Raw genomic sequence first — 13,205 nt, forward strand, 5'->3', positions numbered from 1 at the left:
CTGCCGCACGGCGGCGGGCGAAGACGGGAGCAGTCGATGGAGCATTCCCCTGCCGGGGCCGAGGGGCCCCGGGTCCTCATCGTGGAGGACGAACCCAACATCCTGGAGCTGCTCACGGCGTCCCTGGATCTGAGCGGCTTCACCACGCGGGGCGCGCCCGACGCCGAGGGCGCGCTGGCGGCCCTGTCCGGGTTCGCGCCCGACATCGCGCTGGTGGACGTGACCCTGCCCGGACGCAGCGGCCTGGACCTGGTCGGGGACCTGCGGGCCCGGGTCCCCGGGCTGCCGCTGCTGTTCCTGACCGCGCGGGACACGGTCGGGGACCGGATCTCGGGTCTGCGGGCGGGGGCCGACGACTACATCACCAAGCCGTTCAGCCTGGAGGAGGTCGTCCTGCGGCTGCGGGCGGTGCTGCGCCGGTCGGGCGCCGAGGCGGCCGGGGAGCCGCTGCGCTACGGCGACCTGGAGCTGGACGAGGACGCCCACGAGGTGCGGCGCGGCGGGGTGCCGATCGACCTGTCCCCCACCGAGTTCGCGCTGCTGCGCTACCTGCTGGCCAACGCGGGCCGGGTGCTGACCAAGACGCAGATCCTGGACCGGGTGTGGGGCGGCCAGAGCGACGACGTGCGGGTGGTGGAGACCTACATCAGCTACCTGAGGCGCAAGATCGACCGGGACCGGCCGCCGCTGATCCGGACGGTGCGCGGGGTCGGCTACGGGCTCCGCCCGCCCCGGGCCGAACGGTGAGGCGGCCGCGGTCGCTGCGCGGCGGGATCACGCTGGCGGTGCTGGCCCTGGTCGCCCTGGGGCTGGTGGTGTCGGGGGCCGCCGGGGTCCTGCTGCTGCACCGGGCACTCGTCCAGGAGGTGGACCACCGCCTGCGCGGGCTGGCCGCCGCCGAGGCGCCCCCGCGCTCCGATGGGTTCCCGCCGGAGGAGGCCGGGCACCGGCCGCCGCCGCTGCCCACCGACCTGCGGTCGCTGTCGGTGTCCGCCGACGGCGAGGTGACACGGAGCAGCGGGCAGAGCTCCGGGGACGAGGGGCTGCCCGACGTGTCCGTGGTGGGCGCCGAGGGGCTGCGCGAGCGCGCGGGCGTCCCCTTCACACTGCCCGACACCGGCGGCGGGGACGACTGGCGGGTGCTGGCCACCGCGCGGGAGGACGGCGGCGCGGCGGTGGTGGCGCAGTCGCTCGGCGGCGTCGGCACCACCGTGCGCACCCTGGTGCTCATCGAGGTGTCGGTCGGCGCGGTCATCCTGGCCGCACTGGGGGCCGGCGCGACCGCGGTGGTGCACCGCAGGCTGCGGCCTCTGCGGGAGATGGAGGAGACCGCCCGGGCGATCGCCGGGGGCGACCTGGACCGGCGGGTGCCCCGCGACGGCGCGGCCGCGGAGGTGGACCGGGTGGGCGAGGCGCTGAACACGATGCTGGGCGAGCTGTCCCGGGCGCTGGCCGAGCGCGACCGGTCGGCGGCCACCACCCGGCGGTTCGTCGCGGACGCCTCCCACGAGCTGCGCACACCGCTGTCGTCGATCCGGGGGTTCGCCGAGCTGTACCGCCAGGGGCGAGACCGGGGTGTGGTGGCCGGGGACGAGCGCGGCGACGGCTGGGTGGCGCGGATCGAGGACGAGGCCGAGCGGATGGGCGCGCTGGTGGACGACCTCCTGGTGCTGTCCCGGTTCGACGAGGAGCCCGCCCTGGAACGGGCCGACGTGGAGCTGGGGGCGATCGCCCGGGAGGTCGCCGCGGCCGTGTCGGCCCGGGCGCCCCGGGCGTCGGTGCGGGTCGAGGCGGCCGCGCCGGTGCGGGCCGTGGGCGATCCGGGCAGGCTGCGCCAGGTGCTGGAGAACCTGGTGGGCAACGCGGTCGCCCACACCCCGGAGGGGACACCGGTGCTGGTGCGGGTGGACCGGGGTCCGGTGCCGGAGGGCGGCGCCCCGGCGCGGGCCGGGGGGCTGCCGCCGGAGGTGGCCGAGGTGGCGGTCGTGACCGTCGCCGACGAGGGGCCGGGGATCGCCGCGGCGGACCTGCCGTTCGTGTTCGACCGGTTCTACCGGGCGCCGGGGCCGCGCGGACCGGGCGCCGGACTGGGGCTGGCGATCGTGGCGGCCCTGGTGGGGGCGCACCAGGGGGTGGTGACGGCGGACTCCGGGCCGGAGGGCGGCACGGTGTTCACGGTGCTGCTGCCGCTGGGATGAGGCCCCGGTGCCGGCGGCGGCCGCCGGCACCGGGGCCGGCCGTCATCCCCCTGCGTCGGTGGCCGCGGGGGCGGAGCCGCCCGGGGCGGCGCCCGGGAGGCCGGTGTCGGCGGACGGTTCAGCGGTGATCGCCTCCAACCGCTCGGCCAGGCCCGCGGAGACCTCGGCGGCGGTGGTGTCCCCGGCCTCCTCGGCCCGCGCGGTGACCTCGGCGAGCAGGTCCGCGGCGGTACCGCTCCCGACCAGTTCGGCGTAGAGGTCGGCGTAGGCGGACTCGTAGAGCGCCTCGAATCCGGCGTCCGCGAGGAAGCGCTCCTTGAGCGCCCCGCTGCCGCCCATCGACATGCCGCCCCCGCCCCCGCGTTCCCCGCCGGGGAAGCCCCCCCGGGGCGGTTCCACGCCCTCGGGGAGTTCCATGCCCTCCGGAGGCTCCATGCCCTCCGGGAACTCCATGCCCTCCGGAGGCCGCATCCCCTGGGGCGCCTCCGTGCCTTCGGGGGTCCCACCGCCCCCGCCGCCCGTCGGGCCGCCCTCGCCCATGCCGCCGAAGGCCAGGTTGAGGTCCCAGGACAGGACGGTGAACCGCTCCTCGGAGAGGTCGTACCAGAGGTAGTAGTTGTTGCCGGGGCCGTCCATGCCGTCGGTGTTGGACATCAGGTCCTGGAGCGCCAGGTGGCGGGCGAAGGACTCCACGTCCAGGTGCCCGTCCAGCTCCTCGGCGAACTCGGCGTCGTCGGCCTCGTCCACGAACCGCAGCAGTTCCATGACCGGCGTCAGGTCGTAGGCGCCCTCGGCGTTGACCTGCCTGAACGCGTCCTCGTACTCGGTGGGGTCCTCACCGAGGTAGTCGAAGGACCCGCCGGCGCGGCCCTTGTAGAGCACCCCGTCACCGAGTCCGGTCGCCCAGGCGGCGTCGGGGTGGTCCAGCAGCAGGCGCACGGCCGTGCCCTCCCCGTTGACCGTGAACGAGGTGACCGTGTGGTCCTGGGTGGTCTGCCCGGCCGCCTCGGTCAGCTCCAGGGCCAGGGCCTCGTTGAGCGCGGTGTCGGAGCCGGAGGCGGCGGGGCGCAGGGCGAGCTCGGTGTGGCCCTGGTAGGCGCGCCCCTCGGCGTACTCGTCGAAGGAGATCAGCCAGGGCAGGTCCTCGGGCGCGTCCTCCGACAGGGCGACCCCGCCGGGACCGCCGTCCGTGCCGCCCGCGCCTCCCGCGCCCTCCCCCTCCTCGCGGCCGCCGCCGCGCAGGCCCATGAGGGTGGAGTTGCCCTTGAGCCGCAGGCCCACATCCTCGATCGCGGTGCCGTCGATGACGATGTCCGCCCGGATGTACTCCTTCTCCCCCTCCTCCTGGAAGGTGTCCATCATCTCGGCGTACTCCTGCTCGTCGAAGGTCACCTCGATGGTGTGCGAGCCGTCGGCGAACAGGTCGGCGGTGCCCTCGATGTCCTCGGTGATCCCGTCGTCGGGGACCAGGGCCGAGGTTACGTAGGGCGTGATCCGGGTCGGCGCCAGGAGCAGCAGCACCGCGGCCAGCCCGGACGCGAGGACGGCGGCCTTCCACCCGTGGTGGCGCAGCCGCGCGGGGATGCGGTGGCGGAGCCGGGGCCGGGGTGCGGCGGCGCCCTCCGCGGCGGTGTCCTCCGCTTCCATGGGGATCACAGGTCCGTCTGGTCGTAGCCGGTCAGGACGGTGGCCTTCTGCCCGGAGGCAACCGAACGCAGGGCCGCGACCAGCTCGCGGGGCTCGGCGCCCTTCTTGAGGCGTGCGGTGTAGACGAACTCCAGCAGGGAGCCGCCGCGCACGCTCTCGGTGCCGATCAGCTCGTACTCGTCGGTGAAGCGGATGAGGACGTCCTCCACGAACGGGGCGTGGTCGTCGCCGTCCGCGGGCACCTGCACCTTGACGACCTGGCGCTGGACGTTCAGCGAGAACCAGTCGAACCGGTGCATCAGCAGCACGACGGCGCAGATGAGCACGGTCGCCAGCACGGCCAGCAGGTAGAACCGGGTGCCGCAGGCCATGCCGATGCCCATGACCAGGAAGATGAACCCGACGTCGCGGGTCTCCTTGATCGCGTTGCGGAAGCGCACCACGGACAGGGCGCCCACCAGGGCGAAGGCCCGGGCGATGTTGGAGCCCACCACCAGCATGATGAGGGCGATGAGCATGCCCAGGATGATCAGGGTGTGGACGTAGCTCTGGCTGTAGGAGATGTTGCGGTGGGTGGCCCGGTAGGTCCAGGCCACCACCAGGCTCATCGCGAAGGCCAGGCCCATGGCGAGGGCGACGTCCATGACGCTGAACGTCCCGGACAGGTCGGTGAGGGAGAAGTCGAGGTTCATCGGGCGGGCTCCGGAGCGGTGCGGTGGTCGGCGGTCAGCGGTCGGGCCTCGGCAGCGGCGTCGCCGTCGGGCAGGTGGAACACGGAGCGCGGGGCGCGGCCGCAGGCCTCGACGCTCTGGCAGTACTTGGAGATGCGCTGGACCTGCAGGTCCATGCGGGCGGCCAGGTCGGTCACCCAGGAGGGGGCGCGCTCGTTGACCTTGACCTCCAGCACCGCCAGGTCGGGGCGGATGATGTACCGGTTCTCGGCCGGGACCCGCAGGTCGAAGTCGCGGTCGCGGCCGCGCACCCGGTGGTCGAGGGTGACGCGCAGCCCCAGGTCGGCGTCGACGCCGACGTAGGGTTCGCGGCGGTAGCCGGTCATGGCGACGGGGCGCAGGTCCAGCCGGTGGACCAGGTCCAGGACCTCGTCCACGAACGCCGGGTCGGCGTCGGGGTGGGCGACGCGGATCCGCCGGTCGCACAGGCCGCGGGCCAGGTGGTAGGGCAGGATGACCCGGCGCTTCTGGGTGACCCGGTTGACGCGCTGCTTGATCTCGACCGACACCGGGGTGTCCTCGGGGGCGTCCCCGAGTTCGCCGTAGCGGCGGATGCGGAGCTTGCGGCGGAAGCGCAGCCCCTCGATCTTCTCCCAGTAGAAGCGCAGGCGGTCGGTGTCGTAGTACAGGCTCCAGACCGCGTAGCCGTCGTCCCCGGCGTACGGATCGCGCCGCATGCGGGCGCCCAGCTCGGCGCGCACGCCGGCCAGCCGGGAGCGCGGTACCAGGTACTTGAGCTCGTAGCGGTTGAAGGCGTGCAGCCTGCTCGGTGCACGGAGGCGGTCGCCCGCCGAGGTCGTGTCCGTCGGCACGGTCGGTGTCCCCTCTCGGTTCGTTCGGTGACGACTCGAGGAACGGAACACGACGGGGCGGGGACCTTCCCGGGAGTTTCCTGGGAGTTCGCTGGGAACCGGGGAGTCCGCCCAGGTGGGAGGGCGGGTGCGGACCGGGGTTGGAATCGGGTGAGAGGGGTCCGGGCGCGGTCAGCCGGTGTACTGGCGGCACTCCCCGGTGAAGACCGCGTCGATCTCGGCGCGCAGGACGGCCAGGGCGCGGTCCCGCTCGCCGGGGTCGCGGTACAGGGCGGTCGCCAGGCCCTCGGTCGCGGCGGCCAGGCGGGCGGCGGCCAGGGCGGGGTCGGCGGCGGGGTCGACCTCGCCGCACTCGAAGCCGTTGGTGACCGCGCGGGCGATCTCGGCGCGCATGGTGGCGGCGGTGCGGGCGTCCACCTCGGCCAGGCGGGGGTTCTCCAGGGCGCGGCCCGCGAAGGTACGGGTGACGCGGAACTCGGCCCGGCGGCGCCCGTCCAGGGGCAGGTACTCGGCCAGGGCTGCGGCCAGGACGTCGGCGATGGAGCGCTCGTGCCGGACGCCCCCCGCGATCACGTCCGCGACCCGGGCGGCGACGGCGGCGCCCACCCGCTCGAAGGCGTGCAGGAGCATGTCGTCCTTGGCCGGGAAGTAGTGCTGGACCAGGCCGACGGAGATGCCCGCGCGGTCGGCGGTGCGGGCGACGGTGACCGCCGCCAGGCCGCCGGAGGCGATGAGGTCGGTCACGGCGTCCGCGATCTGGGCACGGCGCTGGTCGTGGTCTGCGGTTCGTGGCACGGGTTGACCGTATCAGCATACGGCTATAACAATATGCTCATACGGTTATCGAAAGGACGCCGATGCGCCTCCCCCTCGCCCTGCTGCTCACACTGACCCCCCTTCCACCCGCCGAGGCCGCGGACACCGGGGCCATGGACGCCCGCGCCGAGGCGCACGCCGCCGCGGTCGGCGTCCCCGGGCTGGCCTACGCCGTGGTCGGACCCGGGGGCGTGGAGCACGCCTTCCACACCGGCGTCGACGGCGCCGGGGAACCGGTGGACGCCGATACCGCCTTCCTGTGGGGGTCGGTCGCCAAACCCGTCACGGCCACCGCCGCCCTCGTCCTGGCCGAGGAGGGGAGGCTGGACCCCGACGCGCCGGTGGGCGACCACCTGCCCGCCTTCGAGGGGCGCGACATCACCGTCCGCCACCTGATGACGCACACCTCCGGGATCCCCGAACGCGCCGCCTTCGCGGTGGCGGACCACTACGGGCCGGACGCGATGGGCCTCGACGAGCGGGTGGAGCACCTGGCCGGGGTCGCGGCCGCGGAGCCCGGCACGCACGCCTACTCCAGCGCCAACCACCTGCTGCTCGGCGCCGTGATCGAGGAGGTCACCGGGGACCTGCACGGCCACCTGCGGGAGGCGGTGCTGGAGCCCGCCGGGATGGACGGCGCGTTCACCGACGCGGAGGAGGCCCGGGCCGCCGGACTCACCCCCGGCCACCGCTTCCTGTGGGGCGCGCCGGTGGCGGGCGCCGACGCCGGGAAGGTGGACGACGAGGGCGTCGCCTTCGGCTACCTCGGCGGGACACTGGACGACCTGGCCGCGTTCGCCCGCCTCCAGCTGGACCCCGATCCGCCGCTGCTGGACGCGCAGACCCTGGCGGGGATGCGCGAGGGCGTCGTCCCGGTGCCCGGGTCGGCGCAGACCTACGGGCTGAGCTGGCGGGAGACCGAGCTGTCGGGCACCGGGGAGCCGGTCGTGTTCCACGGCGGGGCCACCCCGGGGTACGCCGCGATCGTGGTGCTGCTGCCCGAACGCGACCGTGCGGTGGTGGTCGCCCAGAACGCCTACGCGATCGCCGCCGACGGGGAGATCCAGCGGATCGCCTTCGACCTGGCCCGGATGCTCTCGGGCACCCCGGTGGAGGAGCCCGCCGCCGCGTGGATCCCCCCGGCCGCGGCCTGGGGCGCGACCGCCGCGGCCCTGGGGCTGGGCGCGGCGGCCGTGCGGCCGGGCCGGGGCCGGACCCGCACCGCCCTGGGCGCCGTCGGCGTGCTCGCCGCCGTCGCCTCGGCCGCGCTGCTCTCCTACCTCGGGCCGCGCAGCTCGCTGCTGTGGATCCCCGACCTCGCCCTGGCCGTGGCGGCCGGGGGCCTGCTGGGCGCGGTCCTGGCCGTGCGGGGCTTGGCGCCCCTCCTGCGGGGCGGGGTCAGACCCGGTCCAGGAAGCCGCCGTCCACGACGAGGTTCTGGCCGGTGACGAAGGCCGCCGCCGGCGACGCGAGGAAGGCGACCGCGCGGGCCACCTCCTCCGGGCGGCCCAGCCGCCCGAAGGGGATGCGCGAGCGGATGCCCTCGTAGAAGTCCGGGTCCTCCTCCCGGCGGCGGGCCCAGCCGCCGCCGGGGAACTCGATCGGCCCCGGTGAGACGGTGTTGACCCGTACCCCCTGCGGCGCCCAGGCGCGGGCCAGGGAGGAGGCGTGGTGGTTCAGGGCCGCCTTGACCGCCCCGTAGGAGCGGGCCCCGGCGGGCGGGGTGACGTGCAGCGCCGAGGTGGTGGAGATCAGCACCGCCGCCCCGCCCCGGGCCGAGGCCGCCAGGTGGGGCTCCGCCGCCTCGGTCAGCCGCAGGAACGGCACGAGGTCGGTGTCGAAGGCCCGCTCCCACTGGTCGGGGGTGGGCGCGCTGCCGCCGGAGACGTTGGAGACCAGCACGTCCAGCCCGCCGAGGTCGGCGGCCGCGTCGGCCACGAAGGCGGTCAGCGCGTCGTGGTCGCGGACGTCCAGGGGCAGGGCGTACACCTTGACGCCCTTGGAGCTCAGCTCCCCCGCCGCCTCCGCCAGGGGCACCCCGTCCCGGGCGCACAGCGCCAGGTCGGCGCCCTCGTCCGCGAACACCTCGGCGATGGCCCGGCCGATCCCCCGGCTGGCCCCCGTCACCAAGACCTTGGCGCCCGACAGTCCCAGATCCATGTCCGCGTCCCTCCCTCTGCGACGAGTACGGCCGGCCCCCGGGGAGCGGGGACCGACCGCGTCAACCTAGCAGGGCGCTCAGGCCCCGGTGGAGTGGAACCCGCCGTCCACGTGGACGATCTCGCCGGTGGTGGCCGGGAACCAGTCCGACAGCAGGGCCACGACGGCCTTGGCCGCGGGCTCGGGGTCGCTCACGTCCCAGCCCAGCGGGGCGCGCTCGGGCCAGTGCTTGGCCAGCTCCTCGAACCCGGGGATGCTGCGCGCGGCCATGGTGCTCAGCGGGCCGGCCGAGACCAGGTTCACCCGGATGTTCTGGTCGCCGACGTAGCGGGCCAGGTAGCGGGCGGTGGAGGTGAGCGCGGACTTGGCCACGCCCATCCAGTCGTAGATCGGGTAGGAGACGCTGTTGTCGAAGTCCAGCGCCACCACCGAGCCGCCGTTCTTCATGAGCGGTGTCAGCGAGGTGGTCAGCGACTTCAGCGAGAACGTCGAGGTGTGCATCGCGGTGGCCACGTCCGACCACTGCGTGTTGAGGAAGTTGCCGCCCAGGGCGTCCTGCGGGGTGAACCCGATGGAGTGGACGATGCCGTCCAGGCCGTCGACGTGCTCGCTCACACGCGCGGCCAGGGTCCCCAGCTGCTCGTCGTCGGTGACGTCCAGCTCCAGGACCGGCGGCGGCTCGGGCAGGCGCTTGGCGATGCGCTCCACCAGGCTCAGGCGGCCGTAGCCGGTCAGGACGACCGTGGCGCCCTGCTCCTGGGCCAGGCGGGCGACGTGGAAGGCGATGGAGGAGTCGGTGAGCACCCCGGTGACGAGGATGCGCTTACCTTCGAGAAGTCCCATGGTGTCGGGTTGTCCGTCCTGTTTCTGGTCTGCTGTGCGGTGGGCCGGGTCGGCTCAGTGGCCCATGCCCATGCCGCCGTCGACGGGGATGACCGCGCCGCTGATGTAGGCGCCGCCGGGCCCGGCGAGGAAGGACACCGTGCGTGCGATGTCCTCCGTGGTGCCGTAGCGGCCCAGGGGGATGTTCTTCTTGATCTCGGCCTGGCGCTCCTCCGGCAGGGCGCCGGTCATGTCGGTCTCGATGAACCCGGGCGCGACCACGTTGACCGTGATGTTGCGCGAGCCCAGCTCGCGGGCGAGCGAGCGGCCGAAGCCGACGAGCCCGGCCTTGGAGGCGGCGTAGTTGGCCTGGCCGCCGGAGCCGAGCAGGCCCACCACCGAGGAGATGAGGATGATCCGTCCCGAGCGCTTGCGCATCATGCCGCGGACGGCGCGCTTGGCGACGCGGAAGGAACCGGTGAGGTTGGTGTCGAGCACCGACGAGAAGTCGTCCTCGCTCATGAGGGCCAGGAGCTGGTCCTTGGTGATCCCGGCGTTGGCGACGAGGACCTCGACGGGTCCCTGCGCCTCCTCGACCTCCTTGAACGCGGCGTCGACCTGGGCGGAGTCGGTGATGTCGCAGCGCACGCCCAGGAACCCCTCCGGGGGCTCGCCGGACCGGTAGGTCACGGCCACGTCGTCGCCGCCGGCGGCCAGTTCACGGGCGATGGCCAGGCCGATTCCGCGGTTGCCGCCGGTGACCAGTACCGAGCGGGACATAGAGGGCTCCTTGTTCTACCCGCGGCCGCCGGGGCGGCCACGGCACGTGACGGGGTCGGGGATCGCAATGCAGCGTACCGAGGTCGCGGGGGGTGGTCGCAATGCGGCCGGGTACAGGACTCCTCCCCGGCTTCCTGTGGGGTTCCGACATGCCGGACCGGCCGGGGTGAGGCGGGTCACGCCGTCAGGCCCACCCGGCGTCGTGGGCGAGGATGGCCGCCTGGACGCGGTTGGACATGCCGAGCTTGGCGAGGATGCGGCTGACGTGCGCCTTGACGGTGGCCTCCCGCATGCCCAGGGCGCGCCCCGCCTCGGCGTTGGACATGCCCTGGGCGACGGCGACCAGGACGGCGCGCTCGCGTTCGCTCAGCACCTCCAGGCGCCGCTCGGCGCTGGCCCGGCCCTCGGCGGAGTCGGCCGGGGCCGGAGCGGCGAACCGCTCCAGCATGCGCTTGGTGACACTGGGCGAGAGCATGGCGTTGCCCTCGTGCACGGTGCGCACCGCGGCGATGAGGTCGCGCGGCGGGGTGTCCTTGAGCAGGAAGCCGACCGCCCCGGCGCGCAGCGCGCCGTGCACGTACTCGTCCAGGTCGAAGGTGGTGAGCAGCACCACGTGCGGCGGGTCGGGCAGAGCGGCCAGCCGGGCGGCGGCGGTGAGGCCGTCCACGCCGGGCATGCGGATGTCGAGCAGGACCACGTCGGGGGCCAGCTCCTCGGTGAGGCGGATCGCCTCGGCCCCGTCGCCGCCCTCGCCGACCACCTCGATGTCGGGCGCGGAGTCCAGGATCATCCGCAGTCCGGACCGGACCAGTTGTTCGTCGTCGATCAGAACAGTGCGGATCACGGAACGGCCTCCTCGGCGCCTGCGGGTGTGTCGGTCGGCACGATAGCGCGCAACCGCCAGCCGCCGTCCGGGCACACACCGGCGGTGAGGTCCCCGCCCGCCAGCACGACGCGTTCGCGCAGGCCGGTGAGGCCGAACCCGCTGCGCGGCGCGGGCGCCCCGGCCCCGGCCGGGGCCGGGCCGTTGGCGACCTCCACCTCCATCCGGTCCGGGGCCCGGTGCAGGAGCACCGTGACGCGGGCCCCCTGGGCGTGCTTGGCGGCGTTGGTGAGCCCCTCCTGGACGATGCGGTAGACGGTGCGCTGCACGGATCCGGGGACGGGCCGGTCCCCGCCGGTCTCGGTGAGCCCGATCTCCATCCCGGCGGCGCGCCACTCCCGGACCAGGCGGTCCAGGTCGGACAGCACGGGCTGGGGCGCTGTGGGCGCGGCCGCGCCCTCCTCGCGCAGCACGCCGAGGATGCCGCGCAGCTCGGTCAGGGCCTCGCGGCCGGTGGTGCGGATGACCCCGGCGGTCTCGATGGTGCGCGGGTCGTCGGAGGAGACCTCCAGGCCGCCCGCGTGCAGGACCATGAGGCTGACCCGGTGGGCGACCACGTCGTGCATCTCGCGGGCGATGCGGGTGCGCTCGGCGGTGATGGCCTGGTCGGCGAGCAGGTGCTGTTCGCGCTCCAGGCGCTCGGCGCGCTCGTGGAGGCGGTCGATGAGCTGGCGCCGGGTGCCCACCCACAGGCCCATGACCGTGGGGGTGATCAGGAACCCGGTGATGAGGAAGAAGTACCCCAGGAAGACCGCCTGGTAGGAGGCGGTCACGGCCAGGCTCAGCGCGACCAGCCAGGCCACCAGGACACGGCGGTCGGAGAAGTAGACGGCGTAGGAGTACAGGGCGATGGCCGCCGGGACGAAGTTGCCGAACAGCAGCAGGATCACGAGCGCGCTGGCCAGCAGCCACCGCGGGTCGGTGCGGCGCAGCAGCACCATGGCGGCGGCCCACAGCACCGGGGCGCCGTAGAACACGAACCCGGCGAGGAGGGTCGCGAAGGCGTTGACCGGTGCCAGGGAGTTCAGGAGGAACACGAACGTGCCGCCCAGGATCCCGATGCTCCCCGAGGAGCCCGAGGACAGCTGGAACATGGCGCTGAACGGCAGCGGCGCCAGGGCGTAGAACCAGTCGGCGAAGACGAGCCTGCGCTCCCACCACCAGCGGCCGTTGCGCCGGCCCAGGGCGCCCAGCGCCCTGCCCGACTCCTTCACCCACTTCCACATGCTGCGGAGTCTACGGCGGGGCGCCCGGCGGTCCGGCGGGCGCGCGGGCGCGGCGCCGACTCGGGGGAGGACCGCCGCCTTTCGATGTCCTCGCAGTTCAGAGCGGATGAAAGCGGGCCTCCGTCACCTTCGGTGCCCGGGGGACAACCGACGAAAGTCGGGGGGCCGACAGGACGAAGGGGTCGGTCCGCCCCCGCGCCTCCTTCCTTTGGACGAGGGGGGAAACCGTCCTGGGGGCCGAGGTTCCGGGCTTTTCCCGGACCTAGCGTTGAGATCACCGGCGGCGCCGCCGGGCGGGACCCGTCCCGTCCGGTGCGCCCCGGTCCATCGTCACCGCACATCGTCTGGAGCAGTTCCCGTGAACGCACCCGCAGTGGATCCCCTCTCCTCCCCCGTGGCCCCGCCCCCGGTGGTGGTGGCCCGGGGTCTGACCAAGGTCTACGACACCGGGGAGACCCGCGTGCACGCCCTGGACGGGGTCGACGTGGAGTTCCACCGGGGCGCGTTCACCGCGATCATGGGCCCCTCGGGCTCGGGCAAGTCGACCCTCATGCACTGCCTGGCCGGGCTGGACGTGGCCACCTCCGGCAGCGTGCACCTGGGCCGGACGCAGATCACCGGGCTGCGCGACGCCGAGCTGACCCTGCTGCGCCGCGACCGCATCGGGTTCATCTTCCAGTCGTTCAACCTGCTGCCGATGCTCACCGCCGAGCAGAACATCCTGCTGCCCTCCCAGATCGCCAAGCGCAAGGTGGACCGGGAGCGGTTCGACCGCATCATCGGGGTGGTCGGGCTGCGCGAGCGGCTGCACCACCTGCCGGCCAAGCTCTCCGGCGGCCAGCAGCAGCGCGTGGCCGTGGCCCGCGCCCTGCTCAACGCCCCGGAGGTGGTCTACGCCGACGAGCCGACCGGCAACCTGGACTCGCGCTCGGGCGCCGAGGTGCTGGAGTTCCTGCGCGCCTCCGCCAAGGAGCTGCACCAGACCATCGTCATGGTCACCCACGACCCGGTCGCCGCCTCCTACGCCGACCGGGTGGTGTTCCTGCGCGACGGCCGCCTCGTGGACGAGGTGACCGAGCCCACCGCCGAACTGGTCTCCCAGCGGCTGCTCAAGCTGGAAGAGGCCTGAT

13 protein-coding genes are annotated in these 13,205 nt (G+C 74.2%); 4 read left to right on the forward strand and 9 right to left on the reverse strand.

Annotated elements, in window-relative coordinates; genetic code table 11:
* The first annotated feature begins 36 nt into the window (after positions 1–36).
* Both ABZ249_RS20480 and ABZ249_RS20485 read left to right on the forward strand, forming a co-directional pair.
* Positions 37–747 (forward strand): response regulator transcription factor, encoded by a 711-nt coding sequence (locus ABZ249_RS20480; protein WP_355265212.1) that lies wholly within the window; start codon positions 37–39, stop codon positions 745–747.
* A complete protein-coding gene (locus ABZ249_RS20485) occupies positions 744–2,198 on the forward strand; it encodes a HAMP domain-containing sensor histidine kinase (protein ID WP_355265215.1) in 1,455 nt (484 codons plus the stop codon). Before ABZ249_RS20480 ends, ABZ249_RS20485 begins: the two co-directional genes overlap by 4 nt.
* A gap of 42 nt (positions 2,199–2,240) precedes the next feature.
* On the opposite strand, the gene ABZ249_RS20490 is transcribed toward ABZ249_RS20485, so the two are convergent.
* The 4 genes from ABZ249_RS20490 to ABZ249_RS20505 all read right to left on the reverse strand — a co-directional run bounded on the left by ABZ249_RS20490 (position 2,241) and on the right by ABZ249_RS20505 (position 6,183).
* Complete coding sequence (locus ABZ249_RS20490) at positions 2,241–3,845, reverse strand: CotH kinase family protein (RefSeq protein WP_355265218.1); 1,605 nt, start codon at positions 3,843–3,845, stop codon at positions 2,241–2,243.
* 5 nt (positions 3,846–3,850) lie between these two features.
* Positions 3,851–4,537, reverse strand: coding sequence for a DUF4956 domain-containing protein (locus tag ABZ249_RS20495; protein ID WP_355265221.1), 687 nt, complete (start codon positions 4,535–4,537; stop codon positions 3,851–3,853).
* Positions 4,534–5,388, reverse strand: a complete 855-nt coding sequence (locus tag ABZ249_RS20500; protein WP_355265224.1) for a polyphosphate polymerase domain-containing protein — start codon at positions 5,386–5,388, stop codon at positions 4,534–4,536. The genes ABZ249_RS20495 and ABZ249_RS20500 overlap by 4 nt, the downstream gene beginning before the upstream one ends.
* 171 nt (positions 5,389–5,559) lie before the next feature.
* Positions 5,560–6,183, reverse strand: a complete 624-nt coding sequence (locus ABZ249_RS20505) for a TetR/AcrR family transcriptional regulator (protein ID WP_220560325.1) — start codon at positions 6,181–6,183, stop codon at positions 5,560–5,562.
* A gap of 62 nt (positions 6,184–6,245) precedes the next feature.
* On the opposite strand from ABZ249_RS20505, the gene ABZ249_RS20510 reads away from it, so the two are divergent.
* The gene (locus tag ABZ249_RS20510) at positions 6,246–7,652 is read left to right on the forward strand and encodes a serine hydrolase domain-containing protein (RefSeq protein WP_355265228.1); all 1,407 of its coding nucleotides are present in this window, start codon (positions 6,246–6,248) and stop codon (positions 7,650–7,652) included.
* On the opposite strand, the gene ABZ249_RS20515 is transcribed toward ABZ249_RS20510, so the two are convergent.
* The 5 genes from ABZ249_RS20515 to ABZ249_RS20535 form a co-directional block, all read right to left on the reverse strand.
* Positions 7,603–8,364 carry an SDR family oxidoreductase gene (locus tag ABZ249_RS20515; protein WP_355265231.1) on the reverse strand — a complete coding sequence of 254 codons (762 nt, stop codon included), beginning with the start codon at positions 8,362–8,364 and terminating at the stop codon, positions 7,603–7,605. The two genes, ABZ249_RS20510 and ABZ249_RS20515, sit on opposite strands and share 50 nt — an antisense overlap.
* A 78-nt stretch (positions 8,365–8,442) precedes the next feature.
* Positions 8,443–9,207, reverse strand: coding sequence for an enoyl-ACP reductase FabI (gene fabI / locus ABZ249_RS20520; RefSeq protein ID WP_220560320.1), 765 nt, complete (start codon positions 9,205–9,207; stop codon positions 8,443–8,445).
* A 54-nt stretch (positions 9,208–9,261) separates the two neighbouring features.
* Complete coding sequence (locus tag ABZ249_RS20525; protein ID WP_220560319.1) at positions 9,262–9,966, reverse strand: beta-ketoacyl-ACP reductase; 705 nt, start codon at positions 9,964–9,966, stop codon at positions 9,262–9,264.
* Between the two features lie 184 nt (positions 9,967–10,150).
* Positions 10,151–10,810: a response regulator transcription factor gene (locus ABZ249_RS20530; RefSeq protein ID WP_220560318.1), complete on the reverse strand. Its 660-nt coding sequence runs from the start codon at positions 10,808–10,810 to the stop codon at positions 10,151–10,153.
* The gene (locus ABZ249_RS20535) at positions 10,807–12,075 is read right to left on the reverse strand and encodes a histidine kinase (protein ID WP_355265236.1); all 1,269 of its coding nucleotides are present in this window, start codon (positions 12,073–12,075) and stop codon (positions 10,807–10,809) included. Before ABZ249_RS20535 ends, ABZ249_RS20530 begins: the two co-directional genes overlap by 4 nt.
* 358 nt (positions 12,076–12,433) lie before the next feature.
* Here ABZ249_RS20535 and ABZ249_RS20540 point away from each other — a divergent pair, with 358 nt between their 5' ends.
* Positions 12,434–13,204 carry an ABC transporter ATP-binding protein gene (locus tag ABZ249_RS20540; protein ID WP_255646463.1) on the forward strand — a complete coding sequence of 257 codons (771 nt, stop codon included), beginning with the start codon at positions 12,434–12,436 and terminating at the stop codon, positions 13,202–13,204.
* Position 13,205 lies beyond the last annotated feature (1 nt).

The sequence above is a fragment of the Nocardiopsis sp. NPDC006139 genome, from assembly GCF_040614155.1.
In the GTDB taxonomy this organism is placed as follows: domain Bacteria; phylum Actinomycetota; class Actinomycetes; order Streptosporangiales; family Streptosporangiaceae; genus Nocardiopsis; species Nocardiopsis changdeensis.

Bases quoted from the DNA above. Each gene is read 5' to 3' on its own strand.
- ABZ249_RS20480 (WP_355265212.1), top strand. From the start codon at position 37: ATGGAGCATTCCCCTGCCGGGGCCGAGGGGCCCCGGGTCCTCATCGTG.
- ABZ249_RS20490 (WP_355265218.1), bottom strand. From the start codon at position 3,845: ATGGAAGCGGAGGACACCGCCGCGGAGGGCGCCGCCGCACCCCGGCCC.
- ABZ249_RS20495 (WP_355265221.1), bottom strand. From the start codon at position 4,537: ATGAACCTCGACTTCTCCCTCACCGACCTGTCCGGGACGTTCAGCGTC.
- ABZ249_RS20510 (WP_355265228.1), top strand. From the start codon at position 6,246: ATGCGCCTCCCCCTCGCCCTGCTGCTCACACTGACCCCCCTTCCACCC.
- ABZ249_RS20515 (WP_355265231.1), bottom strand. From the start codon at position 8,364: ATGGATCTGGGACTGTCGGGCGCCAAGGTCTTGGTGACGGGGGCCAGC.
- fabI (WP_220560320.1), bottom strand. From the start codon at position 9,207: ATGGGACTTCTCGAAGGTAAGCGCATCCTCGTCACCGGGGTGCTCACC.
- ABZ249_RS20525 (WP_220560319.1), bottom strand. From the start codon at position 9,966: ATGTCCCGCTCGGTACTGGTCACCGGCGGCAACCGCGGAATCGGCCTG.
- ABZ249_RS20535 (WP_355265236.1), bottom strand. From the start codon at position 12,075: ATGTGGAAGTGGGTGAAGGAGTCGGGCAGGGCGCTGGGCGCCCTGGGC.